Consider the following 16463-nt stretch of genomic DNA (forward strand, 5'->3'; position numbering starts at 1 on the left):
CACCCCCCACCGCGGCACCGGCTGACGCCCGTCCGGGCACGCCGCTCCAGCGGAGCCGCGGGATCACCTGGTGCGTGGCCGGCGGGCAGGCCCGCGCCCGTGACGACTCCCGCGCCCCCGGCCTGCCCGCGTACGAGCTCGACGGCAAGCCGGTGATCGCCGCTCTCACCGTCGCGGCACGCTGAGCGACAAACTCCTCGCAGGCCGTTTACAGGGGGGCGTCCGCTCGGATATCTCCTAGGGAAGGTCCTCACCGTCCCAGCACGCCGACACCTCGGGCCCCGTCCGGGGGGCCCTTCACCGTCACGGGATGTTGACATCCTTTTGCAAGCGATCATCAAGGGATGCCCGATACGGTACGGATTCCCCCCGGTTCGACGAGAGAGGTGCGATGTCTCGACCAAGAGAGGCTCTGATCCAAGCAGGTCAGGGCATAGCTCAGGCCGTGGCCCAAGGCGGAAACGTTCGGCAGGCCATGGGCCAGGCCGTCGAACAGGCGGTGGGCCAGGTCGGTCAGCTGGCAGGGCAGGCACCTGGCTTCCAGCTCAACCCGCACGACTTCCTCGCCGCCCGCGACGGCGGCGTCTCCGTCGGCACGGTCATCGAGGCGCGCTCGGCCTCGCTGAACGAGGCCGGTGAGATCGTCAGCCGCAGCTTCAGCGAGCGCGGCCAGAACGGCGAGCCGCTGCACGTCATCTCCCCCGTCGTGATCCCCAAGGGCAGCACGGCCAAGGTGGTCATCCCGCTGGTCATCCTGGTCGTGCTGGGGCTCGTCGGCGCGCTCGGCAACGTGGTCCCGGGCATCGACGTGCTGTTCGGCCCGCACTACTGGCTGGTGCTCGTGCTCGCCGCGGTGTTCCTGTGGTGGCGGCGCAGCGTCGTCATGGTGCCCGAGGGCTGCAAGGCGCTGATCACCAAGTTCGGCAAGCTGGTGCACATCGCCGACCCGGGCAGGGTGACGCTGTTCAATCCGTGGAAGCGGGTCAGCTACATCGTCAACACCACGCGCGAGTACCCGTTCAACGCGCCCATCCGCGAGGCGCCGACCCAGCAGGGCGTCAAGGCCAGCGTCGACCTGTTCCTGCAGTTCAGGATCGAGAACCCGGCAGAGTTCATCTTCGTGCTCGGCTCGGTCAGCGGCTTCCAGTCCAAGCTGCAGAACGCCATCAGCGAGGTCACCCGCTCGCTCATCTACGCGCAGCGGGCAGAGGAGATCTACGACCTGGTGGGCGAGAGCACGCTCGGCATGCTCGACAACCTCAACCAGCAGTTCCTGCCCGCCGTACGGCTGACGGACGTGAACATCACCCACGCCGAGCCGTCCAGCCAGGAGTACCGGATGGACCTGGCGGCCCCCGAGATGGTGCGGGTGGCCAAGGAGGCCTACACCTACGAGTACGAGCTGCAGCTGCGCAAGGAGCAGAACGAGGGCGACCTGGTCAAGGAACTGGCCGGGCTGCAGGAGACGCTGAGCGCCATCCAGGCCGAGATCGCCGCCTACCAGGCGCGCATGGACACCGCGCTGGAGCGGGCCTCCCACCAGGCCAAGGCGCAGGCCAGGCAGCGGCTGGTCGAGGCCGAGTCGACCGCCAACGCCAACTCCGCGCTGCTGGAGGCGCAGGCGCTGGACATCAGGGCACTGTCGGCCGCCGAGGCCCCCGAGATCCTCGACTACCGCTTCCAGCAGGACCTGCTGGACAAGCTGGAGTCGGTCGCGGGACGGCTGCCTCAGGTGGTGCAGGTCGGCGAGGACACCGACATCGACTTCCTGGCGCTGGCCCAGCAGCTGGTGGGCGGCAAGGGGGCGGCGCTGTTCTCGCCCGAGGACATGGCGGCCATCAGGTCCAGGCTGGCCGAGATCGGCCGGCGCGTCGAGGAGCGGAACAACGAGATCTCCGCGCTGCTCAAGCGGGCCGCAGATGAGGTGGCCGGCGCGACCGACCCCGCGGTCATCCCCGGCCCTGCCATCCCCGCGATCCCTGCCACGTCGCCCGCTCCCGCCGTAGCCGCCGCGAGCGGTCCTGACGGGGAGAGCGAGGCCCGGCGGGCCGCGCGGCAGCCGTCCGAGAGCACCCGCGACTGGGAGCACGTCGACGTCGAGACGACGATCGAGCGCCCGATGCGGCTGCCCAACCCCGCGGCCCCCACGGCCCCCACGGCCCCCACGGCCTCCGCGGCCCCCGGCGCGCTGCCCTCCTACGAGCGTCCCGTCCAGCCGCCGCCGCCACCGCCCGGCTCGGCCGTCCCAGGCCCCCCGCCCCAGGGCGGCGCGGGGCGAGGCGCCGAGTGGCCCGCCGCGCCGTCAGGAGCGACAGGTGGCGGCTGGCCCGCGCCGCCCCCCGAGCCACGGCCGCTCGGCACCCCGGTCTGGCCCGCCCAGCAGCCCCAGGGCAACGAGGAGGATGACGCCCGATGAGCCGCGAGTTCTCGAAGATCAAGGAGTCGCTGGCCGCCTGGTCCGACATCCGCCAGCTGCTGCGCGGCGGTGAGCAGGGCCAGCTCGTGCCCGTCGTCATCCCCAAGGACCGGCGCGGTTTCGCGTGGATGACGCTGGTGTTCCTCGCTTTGTACTTCGCGGGGATGGCGGTCTTCGCCGGCATGCTGCTGGCGGCCCTGGCCGCCGTCGCCGTTCTCCTGGCGGCCCTGGTCTGGATGTGGCGGCGCGCCATCATCGAGATCGAGGAGGGCACCACCGGCGTGCGCAGCAGGTGGGGCGCCATCACCGGGGTCCTGCCTCCCGGCCGCCACTACCTGTGGCTGCCGTGGGACAGGGTGGACGCGGTCGTCGACACCTCCACCGAGATCCCCTACTCCGCCCCCATCGGCGCCTGCCCGACGGCCGAGAACGTGCCGCTGAAGTCGATCGAGTTCTTCCTGAAGTTCCGCATCGTCGACCCCGTCGCCTTCGTCCGCACGATCGGCGCGGGCAACTTCGACCTGGTGCTGTCGAGCGCCGTTCAGGACGCCATCAGGCAGCGCAGCCGCAGGGTCAACACCGAGCGCGCCTACGACCTGCGCGGCTCCGACGTCGGCGACATGCAGGAGGCGCTCAACAGGCAGCTCGGCAGGTACGGCGTGCGCATCACCGGCGCCAACATCCCCGATGTGCAGCTTCCCGACCAGTACCAGCAGCACCTGGCCACCCGCGAGAAGGTCGCCAAGGAGCTGTCGGCATACGAGCGCGAGTGGGAACTGACCCGCAAGCGCCGCATCGACACCCTGTTGATGGAGATCGAGCGGTCGAAGAAGACCCGCGACGCCCGCGTGGTCGAGGTCAAGGCCGCCCACAACACCGCCCGCAAGGACGTCGCCCGCATGCTGGAGGAGCAGGAGACCGAGGCCCAGCGGGTCCGCTGGGAGATCGAGGCGCGCGGCAGGGCCGAGCTCACCTCCGCCGAGAACGAGGCGAAGGCGCTGCGCAGGCTCGCCGACTCCTACCGCGACAACCGCGCCGTCCTGCAGTACGAGCTGGCTCGCCGCCGCCTCGACGTGGGCGCCAAGCTGGCCGAGAACGCGCCGCAGCCGCTCGTCGTCCGTACGGCGAACGGACAGGGCGACTCGGCGCTCTCCACCCTGCTCCTGGCCCAGCTGCTGCCCAGGATCGCGGGGAACGGCCAGGCCAACCCGCCCGTTGGCCAGTAAAAACCCCAAGGAGAACCCTCATGGTGTTCCGCAAGCTGATGGCCGCTTTCGGTGCGGGCGTCGAGGTTGACACGGTCCTGCACAACGCCACCGTCAGGCCCGGCGAGGCCCTGCGCGGGGTGGTCAACTTCAAGAGCGGCAGCTCGGACTACAAGGTCGACGGGATCACCATCGACCTCACCGCGGTGGTCGAGGTCGAGAGCGGCGACAACGAGTACAAGACGACCTACAGCTTCCTGCGCCAGCAGGTGGCCGGCCCCTTCCACCTCGCGGCGGGCGCCTCCCACTCGCAGCCCTTCCAGATCCAGGTGCCGTGGGAGACGCCGATCAGCGCGATCGGCAACCACCCGCTGCACGGGATGCGCCTGGGCGTGCAGACCGAACTGGCGCTGGCGGGCGCCATGGACAAGGGCGACCTCGACCCGCTGTACGTCACGCCGCTGCCGGCGCAGGAGCACGTGCTGGCCGCGCTCGACCGGATGGGGTTCCGCTTCAAGAAGGCCGATCTGGAGCGGGGCACGCTGTACGGCTCGACGATGCCGTTCTTCCAGGAGATCGAGTACTACGCGGGCGGCCAGTGGCACGGGCACTTCAACGAGCTGGAGCTGACGTTCATCGCGGGACCCGCCCAGATGGACGTGATCCTGGAGGCCGACAAGCGCGGCGGCTTCCTCACCTCCAGCCAGGACACCTACAACCGCTTCACCGTCCGCTACGGCGACCACCCCGGTGCGGCCGAGCAGGCGCTGCAGTCGGGCCTGGAGCAGATGGCCCGCCGCCGCGGCTGGTTCTGACGGTTCACCCCGCACGGCGCGTGGGGCCACCCGGCCCCTCGCGCCGTCCTCAACCCGCGGCCACCGCCAGCAGGTGGCCGCTGACGCCGAGCAGCGACGGCACCGACTCCAGCCTGCGGGCCGCCTCCAGCATCAGCTGCCTGCGCTCGGGGTCGTCCAGCCAGTCGTTGACGTCGCCGTAGAGCCAGAACGCGCCTTCGAGCCCGTAGCGCTCCGGCGTCGCGAACCCGGCCGCCTCGAACTCCGCTGTGATCTCCTCGGGGTCGTGCGCGTGCCCGGTGAACCCGTGGCGCATCGACTTGATGGTTCCGCTCTCCAGCGCCTCGAAGGCCGTGCGCCGCGTCGGTTCCTCCAGGTAGAAGCCCTGGCAGATCGTGTCATGGATGACGGAGTAGCGGGTGATCACCGCGGCCGCGACGACGCCGCCTGGCCGTACCGCCCTGCGCGCCTCGGCCAGCACCCGGATCCTGTCCTCGCGCGACGGCAGGTGGTAGAGCGGGCCGAGCAGGAGCACCGCGTCGAACGAGCCGTCGGGCGCGTCCAGCGCCCGGGCGTCACCGAGCCTCGCCGTCACGCCGGGGATCGAGGACGCCTGCTCGACGTGCAGCGGCACGGGATCGATCAACTCGACCTCGTAGCCGTCGGCGACCAGCCACTCCGCGTGGACGCCGGTGCCGCCGCCCACGTCGAGGACGCGGGCGGGCGCCTGGGGCAGGACCCTGCGCAGGACGTCCTGGGTGCGACAGAACTCCAGGCGGCCGCGGTCGCCGCGCAGGCGGGCGTTCTCCCTGCCCTGCTCGTAGTAGGCCAGCACGTCGGGGGCGAGTCGTTCCATAGTGGATCATCCTGCCCTATCGCGCGGGCGGCGCGACGGTGTACATCCGGCCGACCCACCTGCCGTAGCGGGGCCCGCTGAGCGCCCGGTAGTCGTGGCGACGGTACACGTGGAAGACCGCCCGCTTCACCCACGCGGGCCCCGCCGCCAGGTTCGGCGGCAGCTCCGTGATCGGGTACCCGCGGTAGGAGCGGACGCGCACCCGCAACCCCGCCGCCGCGGCCTTGGCGAACCTGGCGGAGGCGGTGTGGTCGAGGTGGTCGGCGGGCGTTCCCGAGGGGTCGGGGTCGAGCGTGCGCAGCTCGGTCGGCCTGAACCTGGTCAGGAGTGCCGCGAGCATGCCGGTCACGTCGGCCTTCGACAGGCATCTGCCCGGCGAGGTGAAGGCGCGCACGCAGGCCGTCACGCCTGACAGCAGCCGCGACAGCGCGTGGGGACCTCCGTCCGCGCGCGGGTCGCCGCCGTCGGGCAGACCGGCGAAGACCAGCCGCACTCTTGGGCTGCCGACCAGCCACTCGGTCCTGACGGGCACCCCTGCGACCAGCACGGTACGGCCCCGCCACAGGTCGGGGACGCCCGCCAGCCACGCGTAGGCGGCGCGGATGCCCGCCTGCCGCTGACCGGCGTAGGCGTGCGGATCGTGCCCGTCCTCCAGGCCCGCCGTCCCCTCCCCCGCGGTGAGGAACACCGTCATCGTGGGCCGCCCCGCCGCCACGGCGCCGAACAGGTCGGGGCTCATGAACAGCAGGTCGTCGTCGGGGTGCGCCACCACCTGGGCGAACCGTTCGCCCACCTCCGGCAGGCCGAGCAGATGCCTGATCGGGCGGACCGCGAAAGGCGCCACCGTGAACAGCACGAGCGCGGCGGAGACGAGCAGGCTGAACGCGCGCATGCCGTACCGACAGAAGAACACTCCCCACCCCCGTGAGCCCCGTCCGCCGACGGTAACGGCGGGCGTCGCGCCACGTCATCGGCCAGAAGTCGGGTCCGTTCTCATCCGTTGGTATTACTGTGCGCTGGTGATCGCATGACGCCCTCGTTACCATGGCCTGGGGGTCACGAGGAGGTGCGGGGCACACCATGAAGCGGCTCGTCATGGGGATGAAGCGGGTCGCGCCATGGGCCGCGCAGAACGCCGACGGCGCCATCGCGCTGTCGCTGGCGATCATCGTGGGCGTGCTGGGCATCATGCCGGAGACGGTGATACCCGACGCCGTCCAGGCCCAGCTCATCAGCGCCGCGACGCTGGTCATCCTCGCCCTCGTCGCCACCGCGCTGCTCAGGGACCGGGTACGGCAGGCCCCCGTCGAGCGCACCATCACCTCGGGCGCCCTCACCCAGCTGCCCGAGCGGCTGGAGCGCCTGGACCACATCGAGTCGCTGGTCGCGGGCACCCGCAAGGCACTCGACGAGCTGCAACTGGTCAGGGTGCTCGGCAGCAGGCAGGAGATCGGCGAGGCGCTGGCCGCCGCGCGCAAGGACACCACCAGGTGGAGCTTCAAGGGCGGCACCGGCACCTACCTGCGCGCCGTCACGCTGCCGGAGTGCGTCGCCGCCTCCCGCAAGGTCAGGCGGCACCTCACGATCACCGCCGAGATCATCGACCCCACGAACGAGGTCGTCTGCGAGGCCTACGCGCACTACCGGCGCTCGCTGTCGGACCTGCCCGACGGCACGGGCGAGCGCTGGTCGACCGACAGGGCGAGGAAGGAGTCCTACGCGACGATCCTGGCCGCCTTCTGGCACCGCCAGCGCTACGGGCTGCTCGACATCAGCGTCGGCCTGTCCCACACGATGACGACCTTCCGCTGGGACCTGTCGGCCACACGCCTGGTCATGACCGTCGAGGACCCGAACAGGGCGATGAGCGCCCTGGCCGGGACCTTCTACTACGAGAACTGCGACTCGGAGCTGCGGCTCAGCCTGGAGCAGGCGCGAAGGGTCCCCATCGAGCGCTACAAGGCGGTGCCGCTCAGCGACGAGCCCACGGTCGAGGAGGTCGAGGAGCTGTTCAGGCGCATCGAGCTACCGTTGCCGAAGACCTACACCGAGCACGACGTGGTGGACGTCGCCAGGAAGGCGCTGCGGGCGAAGGACCCCTACGGGTCATGAGCCACCAGGCGGTGCACGAGGAGATCCTGCGGGGCGAGGGCAGGCGGTGGGCGCTTCAGGCGCTGTCCGACCTCGGCGGGCTGCGAGCCGTACGGCATCCGCTGGGCTTCGTCTGCCTGCCGCTCGAACGCGACGGCGGCGAGGGCGTCTGCCTGCACCTGTGGTCGAAGGCGTTCCCGCACGCCGACGCCACCACCTCACAGATCCACTGCCACAGCTGGGACCTGGTCAGCCACGTCCTCTACGGCCAGGTGCGCAACGTGCACGTGGTCGTAGAGGACGCGGCCGCCGACGCCACGCACAGGGTGTTCGAGGTGGTCAGCGACGCCGGAGGCGACCGCATCGAGCCGACCCGGCGGACGGTGCGCCACCGCACCGGCCTGGAGGAGGTGTTCGGCGAGGGCGACACCTACACGCTGCCCGCCGACCGCTTCCACTCCAGCGTGGTCCCCGAGGACGGCGAGGCGGCCACGATCGCCCTGGGAAGGGGCCGGCCCGGCAGCCATGACCTGTCGCTGGGGCCGCTCGGCACGCCCGCCCACCACATCATCCGCGAGCGTCTCGACGCCGCTGAGACCGCGCGAGCGGCGAGACTGATAGCCGAGCACCTCATCTAGGGAGGACCCCGTGGACCTCGAGCACGCTCGGCAGGTGGCGGCGCAGGCCGCCGAAGCCGCTGGGAGACTCCTTCGTGAGGGCGGGCGGGGCGGCACGCCCGGCGCGCGGCCCAAGGGCGAGAACGGCGACGTGGTCACCGACCTCGACGTGGCCTCGGAGAAGCTGCTGCTCGAACGCATCCTGACCGCCTTCCCCGACCATTCGGTGATCGCCGAGGAGTCGGGCCTGGTGGGCGCGGCCGGCGGGGAGTGGACCTGGCTGATCGACCCGCTCGACGGCACCAACAACGTGGCCATCGGCCTGCCCGCCTACGTCGTCGGTCTCGCGTTGTGCCATCACGGGCGGCCCGTGCTCGGCGTCGTGCACGAGCCCGTCCCCGCGCACACCTGGTCGGCCGTCCTCGGGCGGGGAGCCCACGGCCCTTCGGGGGTGCGGCTGGCACCGCCGTACCGGCCGTGGCGGCACGGGCCGGTGGTGGCGTGGACGCAGGGCCACGGGGTCTCGCGAGCCGCGGCGCACCCGCTGAAGATGCGCCTGGACCTGGGCGCGCGGCGGGTGCTGCAGCTGTGGGCGCCGCTGCTGTCGTGGGTGATGCTGGCCAGGGGCGACATCGACGGTTTCGTGGGCTACTGCGCCGAGGCGGTGGACCTGCCCGCGGGGGCGCTGCTGGCCCATGAGGCGGGCATCGAGATCAGGGCGCTGGACGGCGGGCCGTTCCTCTGGGGCGTCGACGGGCCGCCCGAGGACCGCAGCTTCGTCGCCGGCCATCCTGAGGCGATCCCGGCCCTGCTGGAGCTGGTCGGCTCGGCCTGAGGCGATCCCGGCCCCGCCGGAGCCGGCCGGCTCGGCCTGAGGCGATCACCGCCCCGCCGGAGCCGGCCGGCTCAGCCTGACGTGAGCGTGAGGGCGGCGACGGAGGCGGCGATGCCCGCGACGGCCAGCCCTATGCCCGTGAGCACGAAGCGGCCCATCGGCACCCTCACCCCGTGCCTGGCGCACGACTCGAACCACAGCAGCGTGGCCAGCGACGCCCACGGCGTGACCACGGGGCCGACGTTGACGCCGACGAGCAGCGCGAGCGGATCGGTGACGACGCTCTCCAACGCCGTATAGGCGGGCAGGTTGTTGATCGCGTTGGCCAGGCCCGCTCCCACGAAGGCCACACGGTAGGGGTCCTGGGCCTCGCCCAGCAGCCACGACATGACCGCCGACAGCCCGTGGGCGCTCAGCGTCGGCACGACGAGGAACAGCCCGGTGACGAAGATCAGCAACTGCCACGGGACCAGGCTCCAGGCGAGCTTCTCCCTGTCCCGCACGAAGAAGGCCACCACCACGATGGCCGCGGACACCGGCGCCGCGACCGAGACCGGCACCTCCAGCAGCAGCGCGCCGATGAACAGCGCGCACGCCGCGGACGCCGCCCAGAACAGCACCCTGTCGGCGGCTGGCTCCAGCCGGGGAGGGGTGTAGCGCTCGTGGCCCCGCCAGTAGAACACCCACAGGAACACCATCGTCACCGCGATCGCGGCGAGCTGGGCCGTCCACATGTGGCCCGCGAACTCCCTGGTGGACAGGTTGATCTTCTCCATGCCCAGCAGGTTGGTCAGGTTGGAGACGGGAAGCAGCAGGCTCGCGGTGTTGGCCAGCCAGATCGTCGACATGGCCAGCGGGAGCGCGGCCACGCCCGCGCGCGGGGCGAGGGCGAGCATGACGGGTGTCAGAAGGACGGCCGTGGTGTCGAGGTTCAGGAAGATCGTCACCAGGGAGGCGAAGGCCACGCACAGCAGGAAGAGCGCGAGGTTGCTCCCTCGGGCCACCACCGCCATCCTGGCCGCCAGGACGTCGAAGACCTGGGCCTCCTTGGTCAACTCCGCCAGCACGATGACCCCCACCAGGAAGATCATCAACGGCCAGATGCCGTCGAGCTCCTCCACCGCCCGTTCGAGTGGAAGAAGCCCGCTCGCCACGAACGCCAGTCCGAGGGCGAGCAGCCCGATCCTGATCCAGTCCAGGACGCCCAGTCGGCTCAGCACGGCTCGATCTTCGCACATGGGCAGAAGTCAGCGAACTGATCGTCTTGCGTGCCGTTCCCCTCCACATCCGCGACGCCACCGGGGATACTGGCGCAATGGCGCGTGACGGCAGGCCCACCGACATCTTCGTCAGCTATTCCCCCGCCGACACGGCCTGGGCCACCTGGATCGCGTGGGAACTCGAAGCGGCCGGATACCGGACGATGATCCAGGCCTGGGACTTCGTGCCGGGCACGAACTTCATCGACTTCATGGACAGGGGAGTCAGCGAGGCGCAGGTCGTCGTGGCCGTGCTGTCGCGCAACTACCTCACCTCCCGCTACGGCCGCATGGAGTGGCAGGCCGCGCTGCGGGCCGCGCCCGACAACCCGTCCAGCAGGCTGATCACCGTCCGCCTCGAGGACGTGCCGCTCGAAGGGCTGCTGTCCACGATCACCTGGGTCGACCTGGTCGGCGTCACCGACCCGGCCAAGGCGCGCGGCCTGCTGCTCAACCGCATCGCCGAGGCGGTCGCCGGGCGCGCCAAGCCTCACCGGCCGCCCGCCTTCCCGCACGACGGGGCCGAGCCCGCGCGCGAGAACGAGCCCCCGCGGGAGGACGAGCCGGCGCGCGAGCGGATCGGCAGGGTCAGGCGCACACCCCGTTCTGCGCCCTCCTTCCCGCTCGGCCAGGCGGAGGAGCGCACCCGCGACACGCTCAGCGTGTTACACCTGGGCGGCACCAGGTTCGGGCGGGCGCTGCCCGACCCCGGCGAGCCGTTCACGCCGGAGGACCTGCAGGCCCGCATCTGGGCGGACCTGACCAGGATGCAGGACAAGGGGATGCCGAAGCCCGACCTGATGGTGGTCACCGGCGACCTGACCGAGTCGGGCACGCTCACCCAGTTCGGCCACGCCACCCAGTTCCTGACCAGCCTGCGCGTGCTGCTCGGCCTCGAGCCGCGCCGGCTGATCGTGGTCCCGGGCCCGCGCGACGTGACCAAGGCCGCCGCCAAGGCGTACTTCGCCACCTGCGAGGCCGACGACGTGCGGCCGCAGCCGCCGTACTGGCCGAAGTGGCGCCACTACGCCGGCATGTTCGGCGAGCTGCACCATGAGGGGCCGGTGTTCGACGGCGGGCAGCCGTGGACCCTGTTCGAGGTGCCGGAGCTGCGGCTGGCCGTGGCGGGACTCAACTCGACGATGGCGATGAGCCACCTGGAGAAGGACGCCTACGGGCTGGTCGGCGAGGCGCAGGCGGCCTGGTTCGCCGAGCGGCTGCGCGAGTACGAGGAACGCTCGTGGCTGCGTCTGGGCGCCATCGGCCACGCCCCGAGCGGGCTGCGCGACATCACCACGATGGAGCGTCTGATCGGGCACCGGCTGAACCTGCTCTTCCACGGGCCTGGCCCCACCGCCGAGGGCACCGTGGGCGCGCCGAGACGGCACCAGGTCGTCGAGCTCACTCCCACCGGCATCCGCGTCTGGACCCCCGACGCGGAGCCCGAGCGCACCCCGTACCGGTGGAAGGCCGCCCAGTCGACGTTCACCGGCGAGACGGCGCCCGCGCCCACCAGGGCCCCCGAGGTCGCCGAGCGCGACCCGAGCCCCATCGCGCTGCTGCTCGACCGCGTCGCCGAGGTCTGCGAGGCCAGGCACGAGCGCATCAAGATCCGCAGGTTCGACACCTACCTGGTGATGACCTACCCGGAGGACGGCTTCGTCCGCCAGGTGATGATCGCCGCCCACGTCGGCGAACTGACCTCCGAACACACCGACTCCCTCGTACGGCAGGCGCACGCCACCACCCTCGGCCTCGAACTCGTCTACCAGGGGCCGCCCCCGGCCAGGGCGCTGCGCGAGGAGCTGATGCGCAGGGGCGTGCGGGTGCGCAGCTTCACCGAGTTCCAGGGCCTGCTAGACCTGTCGGAGTACGTCGCCGAGCAGTCGGCGAGGCTGCGCGCCGACCGCCGCTACCCTCCGGCGCTGTACGTCCCCCAGCGCTACCGCGAGCTGGACCGGCCGGCGCCCGAGACCAGGGACGGGCTCACCGACGAGCTGATGCGGCTGCTGTCGGCCGACCACGGCAGGTTCCTGCTGCTGCTGGGCGACTTCGGCCACGGCAAGACCTTCGCGCTGCGGGAGCTGGCCAGGCGCATCCCCACCGAGCTGCCGCACCTGACGCCGATCCTCATCGAGCTGCGCGCCCTGGACAAGGCGCACTCCGTCGACGGGCTCGTCGCCGCGCACCTGGCCAACCACGGCGAGGAGCTCATCGACCTCAAGGCGTTCCACTACCTGCTGCGGCAGGGCAGGATCGTGCTGCTGTTCGACGGGTTCGACGAGCTGGTCACCCGCGTCACCTACGACAGGGCCGCCGATCACCTGACCACCCTGCTGGCCGCGGCCGAGGACAAGGCGAAGATCGTCGTGGCCAGCCGTACCCAGCACTTCAAGTCCCACGGGCAGGTGCTGACCACGCTCGGCGAGATGGTCGGGGTACTGCCGCAGCGGCGGGTCTTCAGCGTGGAGGACTTCACCCACGGGCAGATCCGCTCCTACCTGGCCAACCGCTTCGTCGACGGCGACGAGGCCGAGTCCCGCATGTCGCTGCTCGAAGGCATCAAGGACCTGCTGGACCTCGGGCGCAACCCCAGGATGCTGAGCTTCATCGCCGACCTCGACGCCGAGCGGCTGCGCACGGTCGCCACCGCCCGGCACACGATCAGCCCCGCCCTGCTGTACGACGAGATCCTCAGCGCGTGGCTGGCCTTCGAGGAACGCCGCACCAGCGTGCCCGGCGCGCCCGCGACGCTGACCACCGAGGAACTGCGCCGGGCGGTCACCGCGCTGGCGCTGCGGCTCTGGGACACCGGAGAGTCCTTCCTCGGCCTGGCCGAGCTGACCGAGATCGCCGAGACGCTCACCGATCTGGCCGACGGCCAGCTGACCGGCGTGCAGACCGCCCACGCGGTGGGGACCGGCAGCCTGATGGTCCGCACCGACGAGGGAATGTTCGGCTTCATCCACGCCTCGGTGATGGAGTGGCTGATCGCCAGGCAGATCGCGGCCTCGCTGCCCGACTCGGCGCTGCTGTCCAGGCGGCCGCTGTCGGCCCTGATGGTGGAGTTCCTGTGCGACCTGGCCGACACCAGGGCCGCGCAGGGCTGGGTGGCGGCGGTGCTGTCCGATCCCGGCACCGACGATGTTGTCAGGGCCAACGCGGTCAAGATCCTGGCGAGGCTGCGCACGCCCGCCAAGGCCGATCTGCGCGGCGCGAACCTGCAGGGCGAGGACCTGTCGGGACGCGACCTGCACGAGGCCGACCTCACCGGCGCGCGGCTCGACGGGGCCACGCTCGCCGGGACCGACCTGTCCAGGGCGATCCTGCGTGACGCGAGCCTGCGGGGGGCGCGGCTCGACGGGGCCACGCTGGCCGGCGCCGACCTGCGGGGTGCCGACCTGTCGGGGGCGCGGCTGTACGGCGCCGACCTGAGCGACACGGCCGTCGAGGGCAGCCGCTGGCACCGGGCCGCACTGATCAACGTCAAGGGGACGCTGCCCGCCCTGCGCGGCGCGGCGACCGTCCCTGGCGACCCTGTCGAGGTGGAGCTGGCGCCTGCGGCGATCGGCGTGCCGTACGGGTACCACTTCCAGACCAGCCGCCTGCCCGAGCCGATCGCCTACAGCCCGTCGGGCGCGCTGCTGGCGGTCGGCAACGAGGACGGCGGTGTACTGCTGCTCGCGGGCGGCCTGCCGGTGCGCACGCTGCAGGGGCACAGCGGCCGGGTCTACGCGGTCGCCTTCAGCGGCGACCTGCTCGCGTCGGGGGCCAGCGACGGCACGGTCGTGTTGTGGGACCCGCTCACGGGCGAGCGGCTGCACACGCTGCGCGGCCACGCCGACGGAGTGTGGCCGGTGCGCTTCAGCCCCGCGGGCGACCTGATCGCGGCCGGCGGAGGCGACGGCGACGTGCGCATCTGGTCCACCGCGACCGGCGAGCTCCTGCACCGCATGACCGGGCACACCGCTCCCATCTTCACCGCCGCCTTCACCTCGTGGGGGCTCGTCACAGGCGACGCGGCGGGCACCGTACGCGTCTGGGACCCCCTCTCCGGCCGGCTCATCCGCACGCTCTTCTCCGGGCAGGGCTCCGTCTACCGCGCCGCCTTCTCCGGCGATCTGCTCGCCACCGGCCACGAGGACGGCACGGTACGCGTCTGGAAGGACGGCGAGCTCCTGCACACGCTGTCCGGGCACACCGGGCGGGTCTACTGCGTCACCTTCTCCCCTGCCGGCGACCTGCTGGCCACCGGCGACGTCGAGGGCGCGGTCCTGCTGTGGGAGCCGCGCTCCGGCGAGTCTCGCGGACCGCACACCACCCACAGGGCCGCCGTCTACCAGGTGACCTTCTCCCCTTCGGGCGAGCTGCTGGCCACCGGCGACTCCGACGGCACCGTCCGCGTGCAGGAGGTCGGAGGGGCCGCGAAGACCGAGCTGTCAGGCCACCGCAGCTCGGTGTGGCCCTTCTCCTTCCGCCCTGACGGCGCGCAGCTGGCCACCAGCAGCAACGACGGCACCACCCGCCTGTGGGACCCGATCACCGGGCAGTGCACGCGCGTCCTGCGCGGCCACGGCCGCCGCATCTCCTCCGTCGCCTTCAGCACCGACGGCTCGATGCTGGCCACCAGCGGCAACGACGGCGCGGTCAGGATCTGGGAGCCGCGCACCTGCCGCCGCCTGCGAGAGTTCACCGGCGCCGCCGACCGTCTGATCTCCGCCGTCTTCTCCCCCACCGGACCGGTCCTGGCCACCGCCAGCAACGACGGCGGCGTCCACTTCTGGAACGCGCTCACCGGCGAGCACGAGCGGGAACTGCACGTCGAGACCGACCACGTGTGGGCGGAGGCGTTCAGCCCCGACGGCTGGCACCTGGCCACCGCCAACGACGACGACAGCGTCAGGATCTGGTACCGCCCGACCGCCCGGCTGGTCAGCAACCTGGCCGACCACAAGGGCAGGGTGCGTTCGATCGGCTTCAGCCCTGACGGCGTCTTCGTCGCCACCGGCTGCGACGACAAGCTGATCCGCGTCTGGCACGCCCAGTCCGGCGGCAGGGTCGCGACCCTGGAAGGGCACACCGACCGCGTCTACTCGGTCTCCTTCGATCCCTCCGGCCGGTTGCTGGCCAGCGCGAGCAACGACGGCAGAGCGATGATCTGGGAGCTGCGCCCGGGCAAGCCGTGGAACCCACGGCTGGTGCACACGCTGAGCGGGCACGCCGGACGGCTGTGGAGCGCGGCCTTCTCCTCCACCGGCGACCTGCTGGCCACCGGCGGCGACGACCTGACGGTACGGGTGTGGGACGTCGCCACCGGGCGGCTGCTGCACACCCTTCGCGGCCACTCCCGCAGGGTGCTGTCCGTCGCGTTCTCCCCCGACGGCCTGCTGGCCAGCGCGGGCGACGACGGAGTGGTCATCCTCTGGCGGGACGGCGTACGGCAGGCCACGCTCCTCGGCCTGCCCGAGGGATGGGCGGCGATGGCGCCCGACGGGCGCTACAAGTTCCAGGGCGAGGTGGCAGGACAGTTCTGGCACGTGATCGGAACGGCCAGGTTCGAGCTCGGCGAGCTCGATCCGCACCTGCCTGCCGTCCGCTCGGTCGCGATGGACGCCGAGTTCTGATCGTGGTCCGTCTCGTCTCACCGCCGCGCGGCCGACCAGCCCACGCGCCCGGAGCGGCCACGCCTTTCGGCGATCAGCCCACCCCGAGGAGGCCCGGCGCTGTTCGCGTCTCGACAGGGGCGAGGTGGTCGGGCGCCCTGCGCGTGACCTTCGCTCAGCCGCTGAGCCGCTCCCACACCTGCTCGACCCTGGCTTCCAGGTCGTCCAGCGAGCCCTCGTTCGGGATCACGATGTCGGCGACCGCCAGCCGCTCCTCCCGCGAGGCCTGGGCGGCGATGCGGGCTCGCGCGTCATGCTCGGACATGCCCCTGACCTTGGTGAGCCGCTCGACGCGGACCTCGTCTGAGGCGTCGACGACGATCACGACCTCATACATCGGGGCCAGCTTGTTCTCCGCCAGCAGCGGCACGTCGTAGACCACCACGGCGCCGTCGGGCGCGCTCTTCTGCAGCTCCGCGACGCGTTCGCCCACCAGCGGGTGGACGATCCCGTTGAGCGTGGCCAGCTTCTCGGAGTCGGCGAACACGATCGAGCCGAGCCGCTCCCTGTCGAGCGAGCCGTCCTCGCGCAGGATCTCCTCGCCGAACGCCGCCACCACCCTGGCCAGCCCCTCCGTGCCGGGCTCGACCACCTCTCTGGCGATCTTGTCAGCATCGATCACGACCGCGCCGCGCTCCGCCAGTCGCTTGGAGACCTCGCTCTTCCCCGACCCGATCCCGCCGGTCAGACCCACTTTCAGCACACGCAGAGCCTATCCGTCCAGGAG

11 protein-coding genes are annotated in these 16463 nt (G+C 71.7%); 7 read left to right on the plus strand and 4 right to left on the minus strand.

What is annotated here, in order from left to right; all coding sequences use genetic code 11:
• Window positions 1-391: 391 nt before the first annotated feature.
• The 3 genes from ACFSKW_RS40055 to ACFSKW_RS40065 are packed head-to-tail and all read left to right on the plus strand — an operon-like array spanning window position 392 to window position 4436.
• Window positions 392-2416: an SPFH domain-containing protein gene (locus tag ACFSKW_RS40055; protein WP_379579088.1), complete on the plus strand. Its 2025-nt coding sequence runs from the start codon at window positions 392-394 to the stop codon at window positions 2414-2416.
• Entirely contained in the window at window positions 2413-3642 is a 1230-nt protein-coding gene (locus tag ACFSKW_RS40060) for an SPFH domain-containing protein (protein WP_379579090.1), read from the plus strand. Before ACFSKW_RS40055 ends, ACFSKW_RS40060 begins: the two co-directional genes overlap by 4 nt.
• Before the next feature lie 20 nt (window positions 3643-3662).
• The gene (locus ACFSKW_RS40065; protein ID WP_379579092.1) at window positions 3663-4436 is read left to right on the plus strand and encodes a sporulation protein; all 774 of its coding nucleotides are present in this window, start codon (window positions 3663-3665) and stop codon (window positions 4434-4436) included.
• A gap of 49 nt (window positions 4437-4485) precedes the next feature.
• On the opposite strand, the gene ACFSKW_RS40070 is transcribed toward ACFSKW_RS40065, so the two are convergent.
• Window positions 4486-5271: a class I SAM-dependent methyltransferase gene (locus tag ACFSKW_RS40070; protein WP_379579093.1), complete on the minus strand. Its 786-nt coding sequence runs from the start codon at window positions 5269-5271 to the stop codon at window positions 4486-4488.
• A 16-nt stretch (window positions 5272-5287) separates the two neighbouring features.
• Complete coding sequence (locus ACFSKW_RS40075; RefSeq protein WP_379579095.1) at window positions 5288-6163, minus strand: PIG-L family deacetylase; 876 nt, start codon at window positions 6161-6163, stop codon at window positions 5288-5290.
• Between the two features lie 188 nt (window positions 6164-6351).
• Between ACFSKW_RS40075 and ACFSKW_RS40080 the strand changes: the two genes are divergently transcribed.
• Genes ACFSKW_RS40080 through ACFSKW_RS40090 form a run of 3 tightly spaced genes read left to right on the plus strand, consistent with a single transcriptional unit; the run spans window position 6352 to window position 8814 of the window.
• Window positions 6352-7383, plus strand: coding sequence for a hypothetical protein (locus tag ACFSKW_RS40080; RefSeq protein ID WP_379579098.1), 1032 nt, complete (start codon window positions 6352-6354; stop codon window positions 7381-7383).
• Window positions 7380-8000, plus strand: coding sequence for a hypothetical protein (locus tag ACFSKW_RS40085; RefSeq protein WP_379579100.1), 621 nt, complete (start codon window positions 7380-7382; stop codon window positions 7998-8000). Before ACFSKW_RS40080 ends, ACFSKW_RS40085 begins: the two co-directional genes overlap by 4 nt.
• A gap of 10 nt (window positions 8001-8010) precedes the next feature.
• Window positions 8011-8814, plus strand: coding sequence for an inositol monophosphatase family protein (locus ACFSKW_RS40090; RefSeq protein WP_379579102.1), 804 nt, complete (start codon window positions 8011-8013; stop codon window positions 8812-8814).
• A 71-nt stretch (window positions 8815-8885) separates the two neighbouring features.
• Here ACFSKW_RS40090 and ACFSKW_RS40095 read toward each other — a convergent pair whose 3' ends face one another.
• Entirely contained in the window at window positions 8886-10034 is a 1149-nt protein-coding gene (locus ACFSKW_RS40095) for an SLC13 family permease (RefSeq protein ID WP_379579103.1), read from the minus strand.
• 95 nt (window positions 10035-10129) lie between these two features.
• On the opposite strand from ACFSKW_RS40095, the gene ACFSKW_RS40100 reads away from it, so the two are divergent.
• Complete coding sequence (locus ACFSKW_RS40100) at window positions 10130-15697, plus strand: TIR domain-containing protein (protein ID WP_379579105.1); 5568 nt, start codon at window positions 10130-10132, stop codon at window positions 15695-15697.
• Between the two features lie 154 nt (window positions 15698-15851).
• Here the strand turns inward: ACFSKW_RS40100 and coaE are convergent, their stop codons facing one another.
• Window positions 15852-16439: a dephospho-CoA kinase gene (gene coaE, locus ACFSKW_RS40105; RefSeq protein WP_379579107.1), complete on the minus strand. Its 588-nt coding sequence runs from the start codon at window positions 16437-16439 to the stop codon at window positions 15852-15854.
• Window positions 16440-16463: the final 24 nt, after the last annotated feature.

Origin of the sequence: Nonomuraea mangrovi (assembly GCF_042681425.1) — a bacterium.
In the GTDB taxonomy this organism is placed as follows: domain Bacteria; phylum Actinomycetota; class Actinomycetes; order Streptosporangiales; family Streptosporangiaceae; genus Nonomuraea; species Nonomuraea mangrovi.